The following is a 23868-nucleotide window of genomic DNA, read 5'->3' as shown; positions in this document are numbered from 1 at the left end:
CGGGCATGATATGTTTTAGGGGAAATCCTACCGGATCAATAGTAATAGTTGTTCAGCGTTACTTCGAACTTCAGCACGCTGTTCGGCGGAATGGTCCCGCGGTCGGCATTGCGGTATCCCAGTACGGAGGGAATGAAATACAGCACTTTCCCTTTTTTGGTCGTTTTCTGCAAGCCTACTTTGAACCCGGGAATGAGGCCGGTGGTGCCGAGGCGCACGTCGTCGAAGGTGGTGGTGTTGGCGGAATCGAACCGGGTACCGTTCAGCAGCCAGCCTTTGTAGGAGATGTTGAAACGGTCGGTCAGCTTGATGGTATCCCCGCCTTCGCCGTTCTGCAGCACTTTCCAGTATACCCCGGTCGTATCGCGCTGAAAGCCGGTGAGGTTGTTTTTGGCGATATAATCCTTGATGGTCTGTTCATCGATGGCGGCCTGTTTATCGTAGTCGTACGGCGGTTGGTCGTCTTTATCTTTCTTGCAGGCTACGGCCAGGGTGATGCCGGCCAGGGCGATCAGGCCAAGGTAAATTTTCTTCATACTGTTGAATGGTTATTTTCTGATATCGATTAAGGTGACGTCGCAGATGAGGATGGAATTCGGCGGGATCCTGCCGGGGATGCCGATGTTGGCGAATGCCAGCCGGGCCGGGATGTACATGAGTATGCGGCCGCCTTTCGAGATAAGGGGAAGGCCGATGCGCCAGCCGGGAATATGATCTTTCAATTTGCGATTGTCGAACGAAGTAGGGAGGGGGCGGCTTCCACGATCTGTTCGGTCGGGAACAGCCGGCGGGTGAATGTCACTACCGGAATTTCTTCCAGGTCGATGGTGTCTGAACGATCTCCCGGGTCGATGATCTTGTAAATGATCCCGCTCGGGTGGAGCACGGTGCCGGAATCTTTTTTATGCTGGATGAGCCAGGTGCGCACGGTTTCCATGTCCCTGGAAACGTCGTCCGCGAATCTGGCCTGGCTTTCGAGCGATTCTTTGGCGCAGCCCGCCATCGCTCCTGCCAGCGCCACGAGGCACAGGGCGGTCAGCACATATCGGAATCGTAATCCTTTAATCAACAGCATCGGGTACGCGATTTTAACCTTAAACGGCGCCGGGGGGCGTAATGTTACAATATACAAAAATCCCGTCCCGGCAAAAGCGCAGGGACGGGATGGGAATATTTCCGGAACGGGTTGGATTAGTAATCCATGCCCATGCCATGACCACCGCCCGGCATTGCGGGAGCAGCGGATTTGGGTTCGGGTTTGTCGGCGATCACGCATTCGGTGGTCAGCAGCATACCAGCGATGGATGCGGCGTTTTCCAGGGCGATGCGGGCAACCTTCGTGGGGTCGATTACACCGGCGGCCAGCATTTTCTCGTAAGTTTCGGTGCGGGCGTTGAAACCGAAGTCGCCTTTACCTTCTTTTACTTTCTGTACCACGATGGAACCTTCGATACCTGCGTTAGCGGTGATCTGGCGGAGGGGCTCCTCGATCGCGCGTTTAACGATAGCGATACCAGTCAGTTCGTCTTCGTTCTCGCCTTTGATTTTTTCGAGGCCTTCGATCGCGCGGATGAACGCTACACCGCCACCGGCAACGATGCCTTCTTCAACGGCAGCGCGGGTTGCGTGCAGGGCGTCGTCTACACGGTCTTTCTTCTCTTTCATTTCCACTTCGGTGGCAGCGCCAACGTAGAGCACGGCTACACCGCCGCTCAGTTTGGCCAGGCGTTCCTGCAGTTTCTCACGATCGTAGTCGGAGGTAGTAACCTCGATCTGGGACTTGATCTGGTTGATGCGGGCCTGGATATCGGCTTTTTTGCCTTTACCGCCTACAACGGTGGTGTTGTCTTTATCGATGGTTACGGATTCAGCGCGGCCGAGATAAGTCAGGTCGGCGTTTTCCAGTTTGTAACCTTGTTCTTCGGAGATTACCACACCTGCGGTGAGGGTAGCGATGTCCTGCAGCATTTCCTTGCGGCGGTCGCCGAAGCCGGGGGCTTTCACAGCGGCCACTTTCAGGGTGCCACGGAGTTTGTTTACCACCAGGGTAGCCAGTGCTTCACCTTCGAGGTCTTCGGAGATGATCACGAGGGGAGCGCCTTGCTGGGCCACTTTCTCGAGGATGTGCAGGATGTCCTTCATGGTGCTGATCTTCTTGTCGTAGATCAGGATGTAGGGATTCTGCAGCTCGGCCTGCATTTTTTCGCTGTTGGTGATGAAGTAGGGGGAGAGGTAGCCACGGTCGAACTGCATACCTTCTACCACTTCTACGGTGGTTTCGGTGCCTTTCGCTTCCTCAACGGTGATAACGCCGTCTTTGGTCACTTTGCGCATGGCTTCGGCGATCAGTTTACCGATCTCGCTGTCGTTGTTGGCGGAGATAGCAGCTACCTGTTCGATCTTTTTATTGTCGTTGCCAACTTTTTCGGATTGTTTTTTCAGGTTTTCTACCACGGCTTTCACGGCTTTGTCGATACCGCGTTTCAGGTCCATGGGGTTAGCGCCTGCAGCTACGTTTTTGAGGCCTTCGCCGATGATGGCCTGGGCCAGCACGGTGGCGGTGGTGGTACCGTCGCCGGCGATGTCAGCGGTTTTGGAAGCAACTTCCTTTACCATTTGGGCACCCATGTTCTCGATGGGGTCTTCCAGTTCGATTTCTTTAGCAACGGTAACACCGTCCTTGGTTACGCCGGGAGCGCCGAATTTCTTTTCGATCACCACGTTACGGCCTTTGGGGCCGAGGGTTACTTTCACCGCGTTTGCCAGGGTGTCGACGCCTTTCTTCATTTTGTTGCGGGCGTCTGTATTGAAAAATATTTGCTTTGCCATTGTCGTATAAATTTTCTTTGGTCGTGAGAAGGTTAAAATTCAGGGCTGGATTAAACTACAGCGAGGATGTCGGATTCGCGCATGATCAAGTAGTCTTCCCCTTCGAGGCTGATTTCGGTACCGGAGTACTTGCCGTACAGCACGGTGTCACCTACTTTCACGCTCACGGGTTCATCTTTTTTACCGGGGCCGGCTGCTACCACCGTTCCGCGTTGCGGTTTTTCTTTAGCCGTGTCGGGGATGATGATGCCGCCTGCGGTTTTTTCTTCAGCTGCTGCGGGTTTTACGATCACCCTGTCTGCCAGAGGTTTGATACTCAATTTGCTTTTAGCCATTTTGATTCTATTTTTAAAAAGATGAGTTTATAAATGATCCGGTTTGCCGGGAAATCCGGCGGTTGTTCTCCTGACAGAGATTGTGCCAAACGGATTTCGGGTCAAATTTTCAGGTTCCAAAGATAATTATTTTAAAACGGCACCGCCAGAAAATGACATTTTTTCATTTTTGGCCTGTCAGCCCCCCGTAGATGGCAGTTTGCGGCCCCCCGGGAGGGCGGCCGGAAGTATTTTTTATAAAGTCACTGTAAAACAGTAGATTTGCGGCCATTTTCCTAAGCGTACACATGATCAGTAGAAGAAATATCCGGGTAAAAGTAATGCAAACTCTGTATGCCATGGACACCATGGAGCAGGAAACGGTGAAACCGGGCACTGCCATGAGTTTGCTGAATGAGAAACTGGACCAGACGTGCCAGGTATTCACTTATCTCCTGTACTCTATGGCCCGCGTGGCCCAGTATGCGGAGACGGACGCGCAGCAGCGGGCCTCCAAGCACCTACCCAGCGCCGAAGACCTCGCCGTGAACACCAAGGTGGCAGGGAACGATTTCGTGTTCCAGGTGCTGAACGACAAAGGGTTCCTCGTGAACATGGACACCTGGAAGCTCCGCCGCCTGGAAGATACCGATCTCACCCGCAAACTCTACAACCAGCTCGCCGATACGGAAGCCTATAAGGCGTACATCGCCGCCCCCTCGCGCGATAAAGCCTCCGAAAAACACATCGTGGAATTCATCTTTTCCGATATTCTGGAGAAAAATGAACTGTTCATCCAGCACATGGAAGACAATTTCCTCCATTGGGGCGATGATGCAGACATGATGGGCATCCTGGTAGGCAACTACCTCTCCAAGCCCCAGCTCTTCAACTTCCTCCAGCTCATCAGCCGCGAAAAACTGGAATACGCCCGCGATCTCCTCAGCACCGTCCTCAATAAAAAAGACTACTGCCTGGAGCTCATCCGGCCCAAGCTCCAGAACTGGGACCCCGAGCGCATCGCCGCGGTAGACATGCTGCTGATGGAAATGGGCGTCTGCGAGTTCCTCTATTTCCCCACCATTCCCACGAAAGTGACCATCAATGAATATATCGACCTGGCCAAAGCCTACTCCACGCCGCAAAGCGGGCAGTTCGTCAACGGCATCCTCGATAATATCCTCAAAGATCTCACCCAGGCTAACCTGATCGAGAAAACGGACCGTAACCGTAAATAAACGACCATGAAAGCGACCTTTCCCGTCTTTTTCGCCGCCGTGCTCGCGCTCGGCGCCTGTAACAACAGCCAAAGCGGCAGCAAAGCGCCGGCCGACAGCCCATCCGTGGTAAAAAACGCCCCGGCAGGTGCCAAACCCGTCATCTCTTTCGAGAAACAGGTGCATAATTTCGGCAAGATCGTGGCCGGCGAAGTGGTCGAATATTCCTTCAAGTTCAAAAACATCGGCGGCAGCGACCTGCTGATCACCCGCGCCGAGGCTTCCTGCGGATGCACCATCCCGGAATGGCCGAAAGCGCCCATCCGCCCCGGCGATTCCGCATACATCCAGGTGAAATTCGATTCCAAGGGCCGCCCGGAAGGGTACACCGAAAAGGAAATCTTCATCGAAGCCAACACGGAACCCGCCGCCAACACTGGCCCGCGCATTACAGCGGAGATCGTGGCAAAGAAATAGTAACTTTAACCGTTCAAATCAAATAAACACATACAGATGTACAACTTCTTAACAAACGTATTCCTGATGACGCCCCCGCTGGCGGCGCACAGGGCGGCGGCATGGGCGGCTGGGGCAGCATGATCTTCTTCGGTGGCATGATCCTCGTTATGTGGCTCTTCATGATCCGTCCGCAAACTAAAAAGGCAAAAGCGCAGAAAACGTTCATCGACAGCCTCCGTGAAGGCGATAAAATAGTTTCCATCGCCGGTATCCACGGTAAAGTGAAGAAAATCAACGACAACGGCACCCTTCAGGTAGAAGTGAGCCCCGGCACCTTCTTCACCATGGAACGTTCCGCCATCAGCATGGAATACACCAACGCGCAGAACAAACCTGCCGACGCTGCCAAATAATTTTCCGGACTTTACGGAAACATCACAGGAGAAGGCTTCCCGCCTTCTCTTTTTTTATTATTTTGCCCTTCATGCGCATCATCGGAATCACCGGCGGCATCGGCTCCGGAAAAACCACCGTGGCGAAGATCTTCGCCCTTCTCGGCATCCCCGTTTTTTATGCCGACGAAGCCGCTAAAGACATCATGGTCCGCGATAAACAACTCGCCGAACAGATCCGCCGCCATTTCGGCGACGCGGCGTATTTCCCCGACGGCTCCCTCAACCGCAAACACATCGCCGACATCGTGTTCCACGACAAGGAAGAGCTCGATATCCTCAACTCCCTCGTCCACCCCGCCACCATCCGCGATTCCGAAACCTGGGCCCGGCAGCAAAACGCCCCCTACGTCATCAAGGAAGCCGCGCTCATGTTCGAAACCGAATCTTTCCACCACGTCGATAAAGTCATCACCGTTTACGCCCCGGAAGCCCTCCGCATCAGGCGCGTCATGCAGCGCGACAGTACCGACCGCAACGCCGTGATCGCCCGGATGCACAAGCAGCTCGACGAGCAGATCAAGCGAAAGCTGGCAGATTACGTGGTGTATAACGACGAACAGCAAATGGTTATCCCCCAGGTGCTGGCGCTCCACGAAACTTTTTTAACTTTTTCTTAGAACGGCATCCGTTAGCTTCGGGGCATGAATCCCCGCCTGATAACGCTTTGCGGCGCCATGTACTGCACCGCTGTTTCCGCACAGGAAGCACCGAAAAAGCCGGCATTCCCGTATACCGGGTATGTACGTCCGCAATTAAGTTTGACGGACACGTTGCCCGCGCGCACCGCCGATTCCATGCGGCTCATCCAACTGAAGACGTTCACGAAAAGAGGGACGAATTATCTGAAGGATTCGCTGGAAATGGAGCGTCTGTTGCGCGGGGTGCAACAACCGAAGCTGGGCAATGTTTTCCAGTTCGACAAGACTAAGCCGGGTAATACGGTTGTAGGGGCCGACGGGCGGAAGCACCAGGTGGCGGGCGTAGGGCTCGATATTGGAGCGATGGCAGACTTGCTATCGTTCGGGAAGAACAATCGCAACGAGGCTTTCCGGCGGCGGATCACCGTGGTGCAGCAGGAAGGTTTTTTCCGGAAGTACTATAGCCCGGAAGCCGTGGCGCGGTTCATTCCGCTACGGGGCGACAGTCTCGACGAGTTTGTGGACAGGACGCGCCCGCCGGCAGACCTTCTGACCAACGGAACGGCGTATGAACTGGGGATTTACGTCAAGCGGCGATATAAAGAGTACCTAGACACATTACCTGCATCAAACCTGAAAGATACCCTTCACCAGCATCACCAGTGACGGATCTGCAAGGTCCCGCTGCAACGGCTTCGACGCCTGGCTTATTCAAACCGATAGGTTTGTGAAGAAGCCTGGGTCGTAAAAGCCTTAGAGACCGCCGCCTGCTCCTTTCCGTCGATAACAGGTATTATTTTTACGGTGAAACTATGCCCCGGGGCACTGAATCCCCCCAACGAAACGGCCGTAAGAAACAAGGGGACCACCGATTCGATGACCACCGGGCCGGCCGCCAGTTTTGCCTGATCTACATTAAAGGCGGGCTGGTTCTCCTGCGTAATGTTATTGAGTTTGTACAGCGTTTTAGCGGTGCCGGAGATGGTGGAGCCAGCCACGTTCATGGTCAGATGATCGCCGGCCTGCAGACCGGTAGTGGTGATGGTCAACTTCATGCTCTTGCCGCCGGACGGGACTGGCGGATCTCCGGGCTTGTCGTCTTTGGAGCACGCTCCCATCATAACGGTGATAGCTGCAAGGAGGAGGCTTGCTTTCACAATGTTTTTTATCATTTGCAAAATTTTGAGATGAACATGTTGGTTTCCGTCGGAAAATTAGATGACTTCTATCCGCGCCGGAAGCTGATTCAACCGGCGCCGCTATATTTTTAACCCTTTGGGGAAGCGGTTCAACAATCCATCCGTTGACGAAAACAGGCCATGTGTTGAAACCGCCGCGTACCCAAGCCGCTTTCTTGTTAAATTTGGCGAGATGATCAAAATATTCGGGAGGGACATTACGCTCCTGCAGGCACAGCTGGCAGTATGGCTGATCATTGCATTGGCGACTTTCAGCTCCTATCTGCAGACGGCCGATCCTGTATGGGCGGCATATTCAGCCGGCATCAATCTCCTTTGCGCGGCGGCTATAATCTATGGGAACGCCTCCTGGCTCATGCCCCGCCTGTTGCATAAAGGGCGGAAGGTGGCATATGCGCTTGCCGTGCTGGCGTTGCTGACCCTGGTTTGTTTCATCAGGGTTACGGCCCGATATCATATGCTGCGCCTGTTGGTGCCCGATGCAAAGGACCAGAGTACGCCCATCCAGTTGTACACGCTTTTCGCAGTTTCTTCTCTCACCACCTATCTTTTCAGCGTCATTTTCAGGCTCGCGATGGATTATTTTACGGTAAGGAAAGAACAGGAACGGCTGCGGCAGTACACTGCGGAAGTGGAACTCGACTTACTGAAGGCCCAGGTACAACCGCATTTTTTGTTCAACACCCTCAATAATATTTACTTCGTGGCCCAGCGGCAATCGCCGGAAACGGCCGAGCTGCTCGCGAAACTTTCGAATATCATGCGTTATTTCGTGGATCAGGCGCATGAAAAGGCAATCAGGTTGAAAACGGATATTCAATTTATCCTCGATTACATCGACCTGGAGAAAATGCGGATGCACCGGCCGCTCCGGACCAACATCCGGGTTGATGGCGAACCCGGACAGATAAAAATCCCTCCCATGCTCATGGTCCCATTGATAGAAAATGTATTTAAACATGGCATCAATAAACGCAGCGACAATAATCTCCTGGAATTGCACATCCAGGTACTGCCCGCCAGTCTGGAGATAAACGTGCGCAACCGTTTGATGAATGAAAGGTTACCCGATCGAGCCGGGAGCGGCCTGAAGAACCTCCGGGCAAGGCTGCAATTGCTGTATGGCAGCAGCTTCCGGCTCACAGCCATGGAAACGGGAGATTATTATTCAGTACATTTAATGATTCCACTATGAATAAAATCAGTTGCCTCATTGCCGACGACGAGCCCAATGCCGTAAAATTGCTGGAAGACCATATCCGGAAAGTGTCTTTCCTTGAATTGCGGCAGGTCTGTTACGATGCGTTTGAGGTCATGTCATTTCTGGATTCGCAGCAAGTAGACCTGATTTTTTTGGATATCCATATGCCGCAACTATCGGGAATGGAACTGGCCGCCATGCTGCCCAAAGCCCAGCGGATTATATTTACCACCGCTTTTTCCGCATACGCGCTGGAAGGATATGACTACAATGCGCTGGATTACCTGCTAAAGCCGATCACGTTCAAACGGTTCATGCAGGCAGCTGAAAAAGCGAGGGAGCTGCTGCTACCGGTAAAAACCGCGGAAATGCCAGAAAACAGTGCAGATCAGGCAAGCATCATCTTTATTAAATCCGGCAAAGCCCTGTTAAAAATGCAGTACAGCCAGATTCTTTATTTCGAGGCATTCAAGGAATACGTAACGGTGGTACACAGGGAAGGTACCGCAATGATTTACAAACGGATGAAACAATTGGAAGCCCAGTTGCCCGCATTTTTTGTCCGCATACATAATTCATACATCATTAATATCCATCATGTCGATAAAATAACGGACGGGCGGGCTATCCTCGGCAGCAGGGAATTGCCTGTCAGTTCCGGATATAAGGATCAACTGGCGGACGTGATTGCTAAAATGTTATTATGACACGCAATCGTATTTGAGCCGGTTCAGGCCTCGGGGCCATTTCATATTCGTCCCGAAGAACATTTCAAATACTACTGTTGATTGACGCAAGCACAGAACTGAAAACAAAAAAAGGGCGACTCAGTTACTTTTGAGTCGCCCTTTTTCAGCTTACCGGAAAAATTTATTGCAGTTTGGCCAGCCATTCTTTCATCCGCTTCATGCCTTCCTTGATACGGTCGAGGCTGGTAGCGTACGAAATACGGATGCATTGCGGCTGTTCGAAAGCCGCGCCGGAAACTACCGACACGTTGGCTTTGTGGAGGAGGAACATGCAGAGATCGTCTGCGTTCTCGATGCGCTCGCCTTCGTATTGCTTCCCAAAGAACCCGCTGACGTTGGGGAACATGTAGAAAGCACCGTCCGGAAGGTTTACGTGCAGGCCGGGGATGTTTTTGAGGGCGTCGAAGATGAATGCCCGGCGTTCGCCGAAGGCTTTCACCATTTCCTGCGCCGTATCGAGCGGGCCGCGGAGGGCCGTGATGGCGCAGCGTTGGGTGATGGAGCAGGTGGCGGAGGTGAACTGGCTCTGTACCATGTCTGCCGCTTTGGCGATCTCGGTGGGGGCGGCCAGGTAGCCGAGGCGCCAGCCGGTCATCGCAAAGCCTTTACTGAGGCCGTTGATGATCACCGTACGGTTTTTCAGCGTGCCGAAAGTAGCGATGCTGGTATGCGGCGCCACGTAATTGATGTATTCGTAGATCTCGTCTGAAATGATGAAGATCTGCGGATGCTTTTCGAATACTTCCGCCAGGCCTGCCAGTTCGTCGTGCGAGTACACGGAGCCGGTGGGGTTGCAGGGGGAAGAGAACATGAACAGTTTGGTATTGGGCGTGATGGCGGCTTCCAGCTGCTGCGGCGTGATCTTGTAATTGTTCTCGATGCCGCAGGGCACGAATTTCACGACGCCCTGGCAGAGCTTCACCAGTTCCGAATAGGTGACCCAGTAAGGCGTGGGGATGATCACTTCATCGCCGGGGTTCACGATGCTGAGCACGGCGTTGGCGATGGATTGCTTGGCGCCGGTAGACACCACGATCTGTTCTGCGGTGTATTCCAGGCCATTGTCGCGCTGGAGCTTGTGGGCCACGGCCTGCTTGAGGTCGAGGTAACCGGCTACGGGGGTATAGTGGGTATACCCTTCGTCGATGGCTTTTTTGGCGGCCTCGCGGATGTGTTCCGGTGTATCGAAATCGGGCTCCCCGATGCTGAGGTCCACAATGTCAATGCCCTGGGCTTTCAGTTCCCGGCTGAGTTTGGCCATTCTGATGGTTTGCGGAACGGATATCCGCGTTAATCTTTCTGCTAGTTGCATGGGTACGATTTTTTGGGTTGACCGCGGCAAACCTACTGCAAAAAAACGAGAGGGGAGGCATAAAAAAACATTCCGGGAACCAGGTCCCGGAATGCTGTAAAAAACGTGTATGGATCAGTTAATTACTGATACGGCGTGAATTTCACTCTCGGCTTCAGATTGCCGCTGGTGGAATCTTTCACACCCTGATAATAGATGTTGTAGAACCCGCCGCGCGCGCTGAGGTTGGCTGCGTCCAGCTTCGCCAGTTCTGCACCGGCCGGCGTTTTCACGGTGATGGTATGCTGCCCCAGTTCGGCATTCGTCCAGGTAGTGTTGTAGGGAGACAGGAAGTCTTCATAGCTACGGCTGGAGAATACTTTGGTGGTACCTAAGAACACATCGACCTGGCCGGATTCGGGTACGAAGTTGAAGAAGCGGATGTTCGCTTTTTCGGTGGTGCGGTTAGACCAGTCTTCCCGGATGCGGAGCACTTCTGCGCCTGCAGCCTGTGTTCCGTAAACAAAAAGCGAAGTGAACTGGGAGGTATCGAAAACGGCGGTTACGGTAGTCAGCATGCTGTCTGAACCAAATTTCTTGAAATCGAACTTGTAGTTTTTCGGATTGAAACGGGTGCCGGTGGCGATCCCGTATTCGATCTTTTCGTTGGTGATTTTAGTACCGTCCATAAAGATGTCCATCCCGTACGGAGTGGCCAGTGAATTCACAAAAGCGATGAAGGTCTCGGGCTTTTGCGGTTCCGGGTTCGAGTTTTTCAGACAGGAGGTGAATCCTGTTACAGCTACGGTCAATGCCGCCAGTGTCCATAAACGGCTCATTTTGGTTACCATGCGCTCTTTGGTTTTTATGATCATTGATTTGTTACGGTATATGAAGTCTTGTTTTTCCCTCTTGATAACGTTGCAGGTCCGGTTTGTATTTTCTTTCCCGATTCAGTTCCGTTTCATAAATAATGGCGCCCAGTTCGCGGAGGAACGGTTTGCCGATGGTTTCGTAATCGTAAGTATCGTCTCCGATGATGCCGTCCGTATTCGTATACACCCTGGCAGACAGCAGGAATTCTATGTTGTTGGCAAAGTCCGCAAAATACGCGACATCTGTCAGAAAGCCATAAGCCCAGCCTGATTTATTGAATATCCGCAACCCTGGCGGCAGCCGTATGCTGCTATCGGCCCCGCCCATGAGGTATTTGGTATAATTACGGTGAAATTCCCTGGTATCGAATTTCGGATCGTTCCCTTCGCTTTCCGTCGGGAGGCGCGACATATACCGGTATAAAAACCGGTAGTCGTCCTCCGTTAAACGAAATCGTTCGCGGGATGTTACAGTTTCCGGAAAAATTATGCTTTGAAGGATGTGATGGAGGTCTCCCAGGCGCAGGCGGTTCTTCTGCGAGAAGTCGAACGGCGCCGCCACGAGGCTGTCGCCCGCGTAATGCGCATTCCCGGCCTGTTCGGGCCCGCTGGGCGGGGGGCCCGGCACGGGGCCTTCGTAATTCCGCGGCGGCTGGGCGTACAGCAGTTTCCCGTTTTGGAGGAAGCGGGCGCCGTTGGTCTGGCGGTTGGCTTCGGGCGTGAGGGGCATGCTGAGGCGGTGAATGATGCGGGAATCGGGGTATCCTTTTTCGTGGAGGCCGGCGTTGAGGGCTTCCTGGCCGAGGAATTCGTAAAGCCGGTTGAAGGCGTCGTTATCGCTGACGAGGAATATTTTTTTGATATAATGCTCGGCGGATGGCTTCCCGGTGGGCGAGGAAGTGTCTGTCAGGGTGGCGCCTGAGATGCCCGGGAGGGAATCCGTGAGCATGTCCGCATCCCGGGGGATGCCCAGCCGGTGGAGGGTTTCCAGGGTGAGGAGGGCGGCGGGGAGCTTTACGGTGGAGGCGGGGTAGAAGTAGGAGGAGGGGGCCTGGGGCCAGTGGTGCTCCGTGAGATGGGGGCGGTTCCGGGCGTCCCGGTCTATCCGCGTATAGAAAATCTCTACCCGGAAGGCGGCCGGATCGGCGAAAGCGGGCCCCAGGCGGGCCGAGTTGGCCGCCAGCAGGGAATCCAGGTATTTGTCTGGGCTGGAATGTCTCATATGGAAATTTCTTCCCCGGTAAGTTTGGCAGTTCGCAAAAAAAACCAATATTGCAGACGCCAACAAAATCCGTTGCTGCATAGCGTTTAAATTTAAATGCGAAATCCCGCTCAAAACCAACCAGATAGTGATTTTATGGCTGTTTTGGACGGGGCTTTAATATATCAATTTAAATTCTATCTTTGCAACTCTTTAAAAATTAGTATTAATAATCCGAAAAGAAAATGCAACTAAAAGGACTGGTTAGATTTTTTACTGCCGCCCTGATCCTTATTTCTTTGTATCAGTTGTCCTTCACGTTCGTGGTGCGGAACTTTGAGAAGAAGATGAAGGCTGAGGCCGCAGCTGATGTTGCCCGCCAAAATCCCTCCGCCGAAACGAAATATCCCGGTAGCAAAGAGCTTCAGGCTCTTTACGGGGATACGCTGAACGACCTGATCAAAGATCGTCTGGATCAAAAGCTGGATAGCGCCAGTGGCAAGCAGATTGCGGGATTCCCCTGGAACACCAGCTACATCAAGGCTAAAGAAAAGCAGCTCAACCTGGGCCTCGACCTGCAAGGAGGTATGAACGTGGTACTGGAAGTGAGCGTGGAAGACGTTGTCCGCGCCCTGGCCGGCAACCCCAACGATCCTGCCCTCAACGCAGCCATCGCCACAGCCCGCGAGCGCAAGAAGAACAGCCAGTCCGATTTCGTGACCCTGTTCGGCGAAGCGTACAAGGAAAAGAACCCGAACGGCAAACTGTCGGCCGTGTTCGCCAACGCCCAGCTGAAAAACGTTACGTTCAACTCCAGCAACGACGAAGTGCTGAACGTAATCCGCACGGAAGCCAAAGCAGCCATCAAGAATACGTATAAGGTACTGCAAAACCGTATCGACAAATTCGGCGTTGCATCTCCCACCATCAACCTCGACGAGAACCGCGGCATCATTTCCGTGGAACTGGCGGGTGTGGACGATGCAGACCGCGTACGTCAATACCTCCAGGCCAGCGCCAACCTCGAGTTCCGGGAAACCTACAAAAACAGCGAAGAGTTCTACATGACCGTGCTGACCCCCATGAACGAGGCCATCCGCAAAGCCCAGGGCAATGCACCGGTAGTAGATACCACCAAAGCGACCGACTCCACAGCCGTTGCCGCAGCGAAACCCGCCGCTGGCGACACCGCTTCCCTGAGCAGCATGCTGTCTAAAGACGTCGCCAAAGCCGGTAACGACTCCGCCGCCCTCCTGCAGCAACAGGCCATGAAGGAAAACCCGCTCTTCGCGGTGTTCCGCCCCAATGCCACGCAGACGGATGGCATCATCCCCAGCTCTACCCTCGGCTTCATCTCCGCTTCCGATACCGCCATTTTCCGCAAATACCTGGAAATGCCGGCCGTGAAAGCCGCGTTGCCGAAAGACCTCGTTTTCCTCTACGGTCCCGCAAACAAAGAAGACCGCAGCCAACCGCTGCAGGTTTATGGTGTTCGCGTGAACCCCTCCAACCCGAAAGCGAAAATCACGGGTGAAAGGGTGATTGCCGCCAAAGCCGATTTCGGACAGGATAACCACGCTCCCGAAGTATCCATGACCATGGACGCAGTAGGTACCCGCGACTGGCGCAACCTGACCCGCTCGCTGAAGCCCACCAACCCGGACGATCCGAGAACGCTCAACTACGTAGCCGTAGTACTCGATAACGTAGTATACACCGCTCCTTCCATCCGCACCGAGATCCCCAACGGTATCTCCTCTATCAGCGGCAGCTTCACGCTGGAAGAAGCGCAGGACCTTGCCAACATCCTGGTTTCCGGCCGTATGCCCGCCCCCGCCAAAATCGTGCAGGAGCAGGTAGTAGGCCCGACCCTCGGTCAGGAATCCATCGCGGCAGGTGCCAAATCCTTCATCATCTCCTTCGCGGTGATCTTCATCCTCATGCTCGTGTATTACAACACCGGCGGATGGGTAGCCAACATCGCCCTGATCCTCAACCTCCTGTTTACCTTCGGTATCCTCGCGTCGCTCGGTGCAACGCTGACCATGCCGGGTATCGCAGGTCTGGTACTGACGATCGGTATGGCGGTAGACACCAACGTAATTATATTCGAACGTATCAAGGATGAGCTGAGCAAGGGCAAAACCTATGCACAGGCGGTTGAGGACGGTTACAAACGCTCCTACGCACCGGTGCTCGACGGTCACGTGACCTCGCTGCTCACCGCGATCATCCTGTTCTACTTCGGTCTGGGCCCCGTACTTGGCTTCGCCACCACCCAGATCATCGGTCTGATCCTGTCCCTGTTCTGCGGTATCCTCGTATCCCGCATGGTGACAGACTTCTGGATGAAGCGCAAACGCCACTTCGAATACTTCACCCCCCTCAGCCGCCGGATCTTCAAGCACGCAAGCTTCGATTTCGTTGGCAAACGCAAGATCGCTTATGTGATCTCCGCGATCGTAATGATCCTGGGCGTTGGTTCCTTCATCAATGGTTTCGACCATGGTGTGGACTTCAGCGGCGGCCGCAGCTATACCGTTCGTTTCGATAAACCGATCGAGCGTACCGCTGTACACGAGGCACTGAATAAAGTATACGAGTCCGAGACTTTCGTAAAAACTATTGGTGAAAACAACCAGCTGAACATCACTACGCCTTACCGCATCGAGGAGAATTCCGACGAAGCGGCGAAAGACGCGCTGGCGAAGCTGCACCAGGGCCTGCAGGCGTTCTACGACAGCAAGCCCGACCAGGCTTCTTTCGAGTCTAAATACCTCGTGGGCTCCCAAACCGTGGCGCCGACCATCTCCGACGACCTTCGTCAGGGTGCGGTGAAAGCGACCGTGCTTTCCATCGTGGTGATCTTCCTGTACATCCTGCTGCGCTTCAGCAAATGGCAATACTCTATCGGTACCATTTTCTCGCTGCTGCACGACGTGCTCGTGACCCTGGCCGTGTTCTCCTTCTGCCGTGGCTTCGTGCCCTTCGCACTGGAGATCGACCAGCACTTCATCGCGGCCATCCTTACGGTGATCGGCTTCTCGATGAACGATACCGTGATCGTGTTCGACCGTATCCGTGAAACCTTCCGTAACACGAAGGGCCTGGAAACCAAGGTCGTGATCAACCGCGCGATCAACGAAACCCTGAGCCGTACCATCATGACTTCCGTGACGGTATTCCTCACCATCCTCATCCTCTTCATCTTCGGTGGCGAGGTGACCCGTGGTTTCGCATTCGCGATGCTGATCGGTGTACTGACCGGTACCTACTCTTCCATCTTCGTAGCGGCCCCCATCCTGGTAGACTTCGACAAGAAGAATACCCTCTCCCAGGAGCGTGAATCCGTTGTGATCGAGAAGGCGCCCCCGTTAGTGCGCGGTAAATAAGCCGGATAACATCCAACATACTCGAAAAGGGTGACCAGGTTCCTGGTCACCCTTTTTGTTTTTAGGACGGTAGCGAGCTTTTTTGGAACTCATTTAGTACGGTTACAGTACGGTATCCCTACTATATCCCTACTATATCCCTACTGTAGCTGTACTGTATCTATACGGTTTGCGTACGGGGTCTAGTCCTGCTATGGGTTTACACCTTGCGTTAGAAAATACTGATATTAATTTACGACCTACCAACTTATTCCTGCTTGCGGTTTACAGTGGGCTTGCTATAAGTTTACACGGTTTGTAAGAAAATGCAGATAAGTGATTACGATGTGGCCTTTGAGGAGAATGCTGATTCCAGGGAAGGGATGGTTGGGGACGAGCGGCCCCGGAAAAAGAAAGGTGACCAACGAAGCTTTGCTTCATTGATCACCTGTTAAAAAGGTTCCGCACCAGGTTATACGGCGAAGGAAGTGCCGCAGCCGCAGCTGGAGGAGGCGTTCGGGTTGTTGAAGGTGAACCCGCGCGCTTCGAGGCCATGCGCGAAATCGATCTCGATGCCGAGCAGGTACAGCCCATGGGCTTTCTTCATCACCACCGGGATACCTTCGATCTCATACGTATCGTCGCCTTCCATTTTGGCGTCGAAGCCGAGGATGTACGAAAGGCCGGAACATCCGCCGCCTTTCACGCCCACGCGCAGGTACTGCGCGGAATCAAATCCATCTTCGGCCATGAGCCTTTTCAATTCTTTTACGGCCCCGCCGGTCAATTTTATAGGTGCTTGTGTGATTGTGTCCATTTATCGAAAAATTTGAATACAAAAATACGGAAAAATGGCTAAAAAGCGTTGTCACGTTGAAGTCATCCCCGCAACGCTATTATCTGAAATTTGTATGTAATTTGTTGCGCGGTGTTCAACCCGCTTTTACATATGCGTTACTTTCTATGCCTGGCCCTGGCCATATCCCTTGCCCACACGGCGGGCGCACAGCAGTTCGGCGGCAACCGGCCTTCCCTGAAATGGCGGCAGGTAGATTCGGATACGGTCCGCGTGATATTCCCCGCCGGCCTGGAAACCCAGGGGAAGCGGGTGGCCGACGTCATCCACCGTATCGCCCGGTCGCACACCGGAACGCTGGGGCCTGTCGTGAGGAAGATCAATATCGTATTGCAGCATGAAACGATGCAGAGCAATGGTTTCGTGCAGCTGGGGCCCTTCCGCTCCGTGTTTTACCTCACGCCGCCGCCCAACTCCTCAGACCTCGGTTCGCTCAACTGGGCCGATCAGCTGGCATTGCACGAATACCGCCACGTCATCCAGAACAATAATTTCCGCAAAGGCATCAGCAAGGCAGGATATTATGTTTTCGGGGAACTCGGCCAGGCCGCAATTACCAATATCGCCGTGCCGAACTGGTTCTGGGAAGGCGATGCCGTTGTGGCCGAAACGGCGATGAGCGAGCAGGGCAGGGGCCGCCTCCCGGCGTTTTTCGACGGTTTCCGGGCGTTGAAGCTGGCAGGGAAGGATTACAGCTACATGCAGATCCGGAATGGTTCCTACCGCCGTTACATGCCCGATCACTATGAAACGGGTTACCTCATGACCAGCTACGGTCGTTTGCAGCATGGGCGCGATTTCTGGAAAAACGTAACGGACGATGCGGTCCGCTTCCGCGGGGTATTTTATCCTTTCTCCCAAAGCCTCAAACGCCGCACCGGCAAGAACGCGGCCGCTTTCTTCCACGCTTCCTACGATTACTACCGCCAAAACTGGAACAGCCCGCCGGCCGAGCCCGCGGATACGCTCGACGTGAATGTCACGCATCTCACCAAAAGCAACGGGGTGGAGAATTTCAGGTATGTTTATCCAGACGGGAAAGGCGGGCTCGTGGTGCTCCACAATTCCTACCAAACCATCCCTGCGTTTTACAATATCTACGGGGGCAGCCGGCCCCGCGCGTTCCGGATGACGGCTCCCGGCACGGGTTTCGATAATTTCTTCAGCTACCGCAGCGGGCACCTGCTCTGGACCGAAAGCCGCTACAGCGCCCGCTGGGGGGCCGACGAGCGTTCGGTAGTGGTGATTTACAAACCCGGTTCCCTCAACAACCGGCGTGTCCTGCAACATGAGCGCCGCTGCTTTTCGCCAGACCTTTCACATAACCTGAAATCGGTAGTGGTAGCCGCACTTACCCCGGAACAGCGTTACAGCCTCGAAATCCTCGATGCCGGAACGGGCCAGGTCTTGCAACGCCTCCCCAACCCCGAAAACTGGTATTACACCTACCCGAAATTCACGGACGACGATCAGTGGATCGTCACCGCCGTGCGCGACAGCACCGGCCGGATGGCCATCGTGAAGCAGCCCGTGGCCGGCGGAAACACGGAAACGCTCGTTCCCTTTGCCATGAAAGCCATCGGGATACCCGTGGTCCAGGGCGATACGGTATATTTTACCGCCGCCTTTGCCGACGTCGACGATATTTACAGCGTGCCCCTGGCCGGAGGTACCGTCCGCCGGCATTCGCACCGCGCCAACGGTGTACATCACCTGGCGGTGGCAGACGGGAAGTTCGTCTTCAGCGAATTCACCGCTAACGGCTTCAAGCTCCTCTCCATGCCCCTCAACGCCGGGGAACCCATCGACCCCGCGGCCAATCACCAAAAACCCTGGTTACAGCCCGATTTCGGGGAGGGCGGCAATTTGCTGGCTGAGGTAAGGGATGAAGGGAGAAACGTCCGGAAATACGCCAAAGGGCACCGTTTATTCAATTTTCACAGCTGGCTCCCGGTGATCGACGATCCTGACTACGGATGGTACCTCCTGGGGGAAAACGTGCTCGGGACGCTCCAGACCCGCATCGGCGCCGGATATAACCGCAATGAGAGCAGTCCGTCGGTAGGCGGGCAGGTGGCCTGGGCCGGGTGGTTCCCCGTTCTTCGCGCCGGCGGCGATTACAAATCCGACCGGTACGTCAACATCAACGATACCGTCCAGGTGCGGTGGAACGAGCTGGACTGGTACGGCGGCATGAGCCTGCCCCTGCGCCTCAGCTCCGGGAAATTCTACCGCGGCCTCACGCTCAGCGCGGATTTCCACCAGGTAACGCGCACCCGGGCCGGCAACAGCAAGTACCAGTTCCGCGACAACAACCTCCAATACCTCGATCTCGGCTTCAGCTTCTCGAACCAGCGGATGAAGGCCCTGCAGCAGATCTACTCGCATTTCGGGCAGACGCTCGCCATGCGGTACAGCAAATCGCTGAACAACATCCCGGCCGAACAGTTTTTCGGGCGGGCCGATCTGTATTTCCCCGGGTTCCGGAATACGCACAACATCGTGGTGCAGCTGTCGTATCTGCAGAAAGACACGAGCCTGCGGTACGCGTTCAGCGATCCTTTCAGCTATGCGCGGGGGTACAGCAAGCCGTTTTTCCAGCATGTTTTCAAAGTGGGGTCGAACTATCATTTCCCGTTGGTGTACCCGGATTGGGGATTCGCCAACCTGCTGTATTTTTCGCGGGTCAGGGCCAACGTTTTCCACGACTTTATGTCTGCATTCAACTTTCGGAACCGCCGCCACGTTACTTATGCATCGGCCGGCGGGGAACTTTACTTCGATACCAAGATCGGCAATGTGCTGCCTTTCACGTTCGGGATGCGTTACAGTCAACTGTTCAACGACAATCCCGGCGATCCTTCGCGGAAAGGGCGTTTCGAGCTGATCGTTCCCTTGCAGCAACTCTTTTCATACTAAAAAAACGTACATGCGTCAACCTTTCGTCAAGCCGCCTTTCTACATGAAACTGAGCCATGTTTTGCTCAGCCTCGTCCTTATCGTCGTGATCCTGCGGACGACGAAAGACATCCTGGCGCCGGTGGCTTTCGGTTTCCTCTTCGCGATATTGCTGCTGCCGCTGGCGCAGGGGCTGGAGAAGCTGAAACTGCCCAGGGGCGCGGCTGCCGGGCTGGCCGTCCTCATTTTCGTGTTTTTCATGGCGGGGATGCTGTACTTCATTTCCTGGCAAACTTCCACCTTCGTTTCCGACCTGCCCATGCTTGAAAAACGGCTCATGGTGATGGCCAACGATCTGACCATCTGGGTCGACGATAAATTCAAGGTGGATTCCGACCAGCAGATCGCCTGGATCAACGAAAACGCCGCCAAGAGCATCGCTTCGCTGTCGCAACTCGTGGTGAACGCCGTGACGTCGGTTTCTTCCGTCCTCATCTTCCTCGTATTCATTCCCCTGTACACTTTTTTCCTCCTGTATTACCGCCGGCTGCTCGTACAGTTTTTGTTGCGCCTGTTCCGTGCGGAATTCGCCGGCGAAGTGCGGGAAGTGATCGCGCACAGCCGCGTGGTGGTGAAAAGTTATGTGGTAGGATTGTTCATCGAAATGCTCGTGGTGGCTACCCTGTACATCGTGGCGCTGCTGTGCCTCGGTGTGAAATACGCCGTGCTGCTGGGCACTTTGGGCGCTATTTTCAACATCATCCCGTACGTAGGGATGGTGCTGACGATTTTGGTGACGGTGTTGGTGACATTGACGACAGGCACGGCTGGACAGGCGTTCTGGGCCGCGGCGCTCATGTTCGGGATCCATTTGCTGGACGCGAACGTGCTGCTGCCGAGGATCGTGGGGTCGAAGGTGTCTATCAACGCCATGGTGACGCTGCTGGGCGTGTTTATCGGCAGCATGATCTGGGGGATCGCGGGGATGTTCATTTCCATCCCGGCGATGGCATTGCTGAAAGTGGTGTTCGACAAAATCCCGAACATGCGCCCCTGGGGCATGATTATGGGGAATGAAGACTAGCGGACGGTGATGCGGAGTTCGGGTACGCGGTAGAATTTGTCTTCCGTGTATTTGATAACGATGTTGGAGAAGATGAGGGATTCGCCTTTCTGGACGGTTTCTTTCAGGCGGTTGCTCCAGAGGTCGGAAAGGCGGTCGCCCGTAAAGGAATCGCCGGTGGTTTCCGTGTAAAACGCGACCTGGCTGGTAGTATCGTTGAGATACGCTTCTTTCGCTTCATAGAGAAAATCAAAAGAAACGACAGGGAATTTATTGTTTTTCTGATCGCGCACCACGAGCGCGGAATCCAGTATTTTCAGGACTTCCGGGCGGGGGATGGAATCGCTGAGGTAGATGCCCCAGGTGGTCCGGAAACGCAGTTTTTTATCGGCAGCCGAAGTGGTGGCAGCAGCGGGCTTCGCCGGTTTGGCCGGCGGCTTCGGTTTGGATTGCGCGGCCGTGGTGGCCGAGATTCCGGTGAACAGTGCAAGCGTGATCAGCAATTGCTTCGTCATAGGGCAAAAAAAGGATCGTCCGGCTATGTAAACGCCGGACGATCCTGAATATTATAACAGTTTGAGACTTTCTTCGATGGCCTGGATGCGGGCCTGGCAGTCGGCGAGCTTTTTGCGCTCGGATTCCACGGCTTCCGGTTTGGCGTTGGCCACGAATTTTTCGTTCTGCAGTTTTTTCTCCACACCCACGAGGAAACCTTGCTGGTAGGCGAGGTCTTTGAGCAGTTGGGCTTTCTGCGCTACAGGGTCCACTTCTTTTTCCGTTACCATGTAGAACTTGTCGGTCCCCACTACGATGGCCGCTGCGCCGGTGATGGCTTCGGTCGTGTAACCGAATTCATCTGCGTTGAGCTGTTTGGCGAGGATGCTTTCGATCCGCTGGAAAGCTTTTCTGTCCTGCGTTTCCACGAACAGTTTGATCGTATCCTTCGGTTTCAGCTGTTGTTTGTTGCGCGCGTCGCGGATGGTGGTGATCACCTCCTGCGCCAGGGTGCCTTCTTTCAGCAGATCGGCGTTCACGCTGCCGGGGGCCTGGAACTGTTTGATCACCACATCGTCGCCCGCGGAGCGGTCGCGCAGCAGGTGGTAGATTTCTTCGGTCACGAACGGCATAAAGGGGTGGAGGAGCTGGAGGAGCTGCTCGAAGTACGCGATGGTTTTGTCGTACACACCTTTATCGATCGGCTGTTCGAATCCGGGCTTGATCCACTCGAGGTACCAGGAGCAGAAATCGTCCCAGATGAGGCTGTACAATACTTTCAGCGCTTCACTCAGGCGGAAGTCCTTGATGAGCCTTTCAACTTCGGCATGTGCTTCATTGAGCCGGCTTTCCATCCATTCCACGGCGAATTCGGGAACGGGCGCGCCGGTGTTATCCGACGGCGTCCACATTTTCACGAGTTTCAGCGCGTTCCACATCTTGTTGTTGAAGAAGCGGCCCTGCTCGCAGCTGGAATCGTCGAACAGCAGGTCGTTCCCCGCCGGCGAAGCGATCATGATGCCGAAGCGTACGGCATCTGCCCCGAAGCGTTCGATGAGATCGAGCAGATCGGGTGAGTTGCCCAGTGATTTGGACATTTTGCGCCCGAGCTTGTCGCGCACCATACCCGTGAAATACACGTCGGAGAAGGGTTTTTCCTGTTTGTATTCCAGGCCGGCCATGATCATGCGCGCTACCCAGAAAAAAATGATATCCTGCCCCGTTACCAGTACGGAAGTGGGGTAGTAGTAGTTGATGTCGTCGTTCCCGGGATCGCTGATGCCGTTGAACACTTCCATGGGCCAGAGCCAGGAAGAGAACCAGGTATCGAGGCAATCTTCGTCCTGGCGCAGCGTTGCGGGGCGATTGCCGTAGGTGGTTTCGTATTTTGCGAGCGCCGCTTCGAGCGTTTCGGCTACTACGAACTGGCCCTGCTCGTCGTACCAGGCGGGGATTTGCTGGCCCCACCAGAGCTGCCGGGAAATACACCAGTCCTTCACGTTCTCCATCCAGTATTTGTAGGTAGCGAGGAAGCGGTCGCCAGGGTGAATGCGCACTTCTCCGCTAACAACCGCGTCCAATGCGGGTTTGGCGAGCTCAGACATTTTCACGAACCACTGCGTGGAGATTTTCGGTTCCACAACGGTGTCTGGGTTGCGCTGGCTGTAACCCAGGCGGGTGGTGTATTCCTGTTCTTTTACGAGGAGGCCTTGTTCGTGGAGCGCCGCCACAACTTTCTTGCGGGCACGGAAGCGGTCTTCGCCTACGAACACCTGGGCCGCGGCGGAAAGGGTACCGTCGTCGTTGAGGGTATCCACCACTTCGAGGTTATGTTTCAGACCGAGGTTGTAGTCGTTGATATCGTGAGCGGGCGTCACTTTGAGGGCGCCGGTACCAAAATCCTTGTCTACGTATTCGTCGAAGATCACGGGCACTTTGCGGTTAACCAGGGGCACCACGGCGAAGTGGCCTTTCAGATGGGCATAACGCGCATCGTCCGGGTTTACGCAGATCGCCGTATCGCCCATAATGGTTTCCGGGCGCTGGGTGGCGATGGTGATGAATTCTCCGGTAGCTTCGCCGGCGGCGTTCACCACGGCGTATTTCACGTGGTACAGCTTGCCGTTGATCTCTTTATATTCCACTTCCTCGTCGGAAAGGGCGGTTTTTGCCTTGGGGTCCCAGTTGATCATGCGGGCGCCGCGGTAGATGAGGCCTTTGCCGTAAAGGTCTACGAACACCTTGATCACCGCGTCGTAATAGTGCTGGTCCATGGTGAAGGTCACCCGGTCCCAGTCTACCGAACAGCCCAGTTTACGGATCTGGTGATAAATGATGCCGCCATATTTTTCCTTCCACTCGTAAGCGTGTTTGAGGAATTCCTGGCGGGTGAGCTGGCTTTTCTCGATACCTTTCTCTTCCTTCAGCATGTTCACCACTTTGGTTTCAGTGGCGATGGACGCGTGGTCGGAACCCGGCACCCAGCAGGCGTTGAAGCCGCTCATGCGGGCGTGGCGGGTAAGAATGTCCTGCACGGTTTCGTTCAGGGTATGGCCCATGTGCAACACCCCGGTCACGTTCGGCGGGGGGATCACGATCGTAAAGGGAGGACGGCCGTCCGGTACGGAACGGAAATACTGTTTGTCCATCCAATATTGGTACCATTTGTCTTCTGCCGAAGCAGGCATATAATTCTTCGATAGTTCCATCAGATTATCAGGCTATGTCGTTTTAGGCATGCAAAAATATTGAATATCG

22 protein-coding genes are annotated in these 23868 nt (G+C 54.5%); 10 read left to right on the top strand and 12 right to left on the bottom strand.

Annotated features, from left to right (window positions below; genetic code table 11):
* Positions 1-35: 35 nt before the first annotated feature.
* From WJU22_RS23390 to WJU22_RS23370, 5 genes are all read right to left on the bottom strand, one after another.
* Positions 36-536 (bottom strand): FKBP-type peptidyl-prolyl cis-trans isomerase, encoded by a 501-nt coding sequence (locus tag WJU22_RS23390; protein WP_341840590.1) that lies wholly within the window; start codon positions 534-536, stop codon positions 36-38.
* A gap of 12 nt (positions 537-548) precedes the next feature.
* A complete protein-coding gene (locus tag WJU22_RS23385; protein WP_341840589.1) occupies positions 549-722 on the bottom strand; it encodes an FKBP-type peptidyl-prolyl cis-trans isomerase in 174 nt (57 codons plus the stop codon).
* Positions 719-1075, bottom strand: a complete 357-nt coding sequence (locus tag WJU22_RS23380; protein WP_341840588.1) for a hypothetical protein — start codon at positions 1073-1075, stop codon at positions 719-721. The genes WJU22_RS23385 and WJU22_RS23380 overlap by 4 nt, the downstream gene beginning before the upstream one ends.
* Before the next feature lie 116 nt (positions 1076-1191).
* Positions 1192-2829 (bottom strand): chaperonin GroEL, encoded by a 1638-nt coding sequence (gene groL / locus WJU22_RS23375; protein WP_126248950.1) that lies wholly within the window; start codon positions 2827-2829, stop codon positions 1192-1194.
* A 50-nt stretch (positions 2830-2879) separates the two neighbouring features.
* Positions 2880-3170: a co-chaperone GroES gene (locus tag WJU22_RS23370; RefSeq protein WP_394344737.1), complete on the bottom strand. Its 291-nt coding sequence runs from the start codon at positions 3168-3170 to the stop codon at positions 2880-2882.
* A gap of 314 nt (positions 3171-3484) precedes the next feature.
* Between WJU22_RS23370 and nusB the strand changes: the two genes are divergently transcribed.
* The 5 genes from nusB (at position 3485) to WJU22_RS23345 (ending at position 6578) form a co-directional block, all read left to right on the top strand.
* Positions 3485-4381, top strand: a complete 897-nt coding sequence (nusB, locus tag WJU22_RS23365; RefSeq protein ID WP_341840587.1) for a transcription antitermination factor NusB — start codon at positions 3485-3487, stop codon at positions 4379-4381.
* Positions 4382-4387: 6 nt separating this feature from the next.
* Entirely contained in the window at positions 4388-4837 is a 450-nt protein-coding gene (locus WJU22_RS23360) for a DUF1573 domain-containing protein (protein ID WP_341840586.1), read from the top strand.
* 101 nt (positions 4838-4938) lie between these two features.
* A complete protein-coding gene (gene yajC, locus WJU22_RS23355; protein ID WP_341840585.1) occupies positions 4939-5232 on the top strand; it encodes a preprotein translocase subunit YajC in 294 nt (97 codons plus the stop codon).
* Positions 5233-5303: 71 nt separating this feature from the next.
* Positions 5304-5891: a dephospho-CoA kinase gene (gene coaE, locus WJU22_RS23350; protein WP_341840584.1), complete on the top strand. Its 588-nt coding sequence runs from the start codon at positions 5304-5306 to the stop codon at positions 5889-5891.
* Positions 5892-5915: 24 nt separating this feature from the next.
* Positions 5916-6578: a hypothetical protein gene (locus tag WJU22_RS23345; protein WP_341840583.1), complete on the top strand. Its 663-nt coding sequence runs from the start codon at positions 5916-5918 to the stop codon at positions 6576-6578.
* A 41-nt stretch (positions 6579-6619) separates the two neighbouring features.
* On the opposite strand, the gene WJU22_RS23340 is transcribed toward WJU22_RS23345, so the two are convergent.
* On the bottom strand, positions 6620-7084 hold the full coding sequence (locus tag WJU22_RS23340; protein ID WP_341840582.1) for a hypothetical protein: 465 nt from the start codon (positions 7082-7084) through the stop codon (positions 6620-6622).
* Between the two features lie 199 nt (positions 7085-7283).
* Here WJU22_RS23340 and WJU22_RS23335 point away from each other — a divergent pair, with 199 nt between their 5' ends.
* Together WJU22_RS23335 and WJU22_RS23330 are read left to right on the top strand one after the other, a co-directional pair.
* Complete coding sequence (locus WJU22_RS23335) at positions 7284-8306, top strand: sensor histidine kinase (RefSeq protein ID WP_341840581.1); 1023 nt, start codon at positions 7284-7286, stop codon at positions 8304-8306.
* Between the two features lie 47 nt (positions 8307-8353).
* Positions 8354-9019 (top strand): LytTR family DNA-binding domain-containing protein, encoded by a 666-nt coding sequence (locus tag WJU22_RS23330; protein ID WP_341840580.1) that lies wholly within the window; start codon positions 8354-8356, stop codon positions 9017-9019.
* A 163-nt stretch (positions 9020-9182) separates the two neighbouring features.
* Here the strand turns inward: WJU22_RS23330 and WJU22_RS23325 are convergent, their stop codons facing one another.
* From WJU22_RS23325 to WJU22_RS23315, 3 genes are all read right to left on the bottom strand, one after another.
* Positions 9183-10373: a pyridoxal phosphate-dependent aminotransferase gene (locus tag WJU22_RS23325; RefSeq protein ID WP_341840579.1), complete on the bottom strand. Its 1191-nt coding sequence runs from the start codon at positions 10371-10373 to the stop codon at positions 9183-9185.
* Positions 10374-10495: 122 nt separating this feature from the next.
* Positions 10496-11227, bottom strand: coding sequence for a DUF4397 domain-containing protein (locus WJU22_RS23320; RefSeq protein ID WP_341840578.1), 732 nt, complete (start codon positions 11225-11227; stop codon positions 10496-10498).
* 7 nt (positions 11228-11234) lie between these two features.
* On the bottom strand, positions 11235-12449 hold the full coding sequence (locus tag WJU22_RS23315; protein WP_341840577.1) for a serine hydrolase: 1215 nt from the start codon (positions 12447-12449) through the stop codon (positions 11235-11237).
* Positions 12450-12727: 278 nt separating this feature from the next.
* On the opposite strand from WJU22_RS23315, the gene secDF reads away from it, so the two are divergent.
* Complete coding sequence (gene secDF / locus WJU22_RS23310; protein WP_341840576.1) at positions 12728-15820, top strand: protein translocase subunit SecDF; 3093 nt, start codon at positions 12728-12730, stop codon at positions 15818-15820.
* 451 nt (positions 15821-16271) lie between these two features.
* On the opposite strand, the gene WJU22_RS23305 is transcribed toward secDF, so the two are convergent.
* Complete coding sequence (locus WJU22_RS23305) at positions 16272-16616, bottom strand: HesB/IscA family protein (RefSeq protein WP_126248927.1); 345 nt, start codon at positions 16614-16616, stop codon at positions 16272-16274.
* A gap of 132 nt (positions 16617-16748) precedes the next feature.
* Here WJU22_RS23305 and WJU22_RS23300 point away from each other — a divergent pair, with 132 nt between their 5' ends.
* On the top strand, positions 16749-19574 hold the full coding sequence (locus WJU22_RS23300) for a hypothetical protein (RefSeq protein WP_341840575.1): 2826 nt from the start codon (positions 16749-16751) through the stop codon (positions 19572-19574).
* Positions 19575-19584: 10 nt separating this feature from the next.
* Positions 19585-20637 carry an AI-2E family transporter gene (locus tag WJU22_RS23295; protein ID WP_341840574.1) on the top strand — a complete coding sequence of 351 codons (1053 nt, stop codon included), beginning with the start codon at positions 19585-19587 and terminating at the stop codon, positions 20635-20637.
* Here WJU22_RS23295 and WJU22_RS23290 read toward each other — a convergent pair.
* Positions 20634-21131, bottom strand: coding sequence for a hypothetical protein (locus tag WJU22_RS23290; protein WP_341840573.1), 498 nt, complete (start codon positions 21129-21131; stop codon positions 20634-20636). The genes WJU22_RS23295 and WJU22_RS23290 overlap by 4 nt on opposite strands.
* A 51-nt stretch (positions 21132-21182) precedes the next feature.
* Complete coding sequence (locus tag WJU22_RS23285) at positions 21183-23798, bottom strand: valine--tRNA ligase (RefSeq protein ID WP_341840572.1); 2616 nt, start codon at positions 23796-23798, stop codon at positions 21183-21185.
* Between the last annotated feature and the right edge of the window lie 70 nt (positions 23799-23868).

It is taken from the genome of Chitinophaga caseinilytica (assembly GCF_038396765.1).
Classification (GTDB): Bacteria; Bacteroidota; Bacteroidia; order Chitinophagales; family Chitinophagaceae; genus Chitinophaga; species Chitinophaga caseinilytica.
Note: the sequence above shows the minus strand (reverse complement) of the source record. Positions and strands in the feature narration are given on the sequence as shown.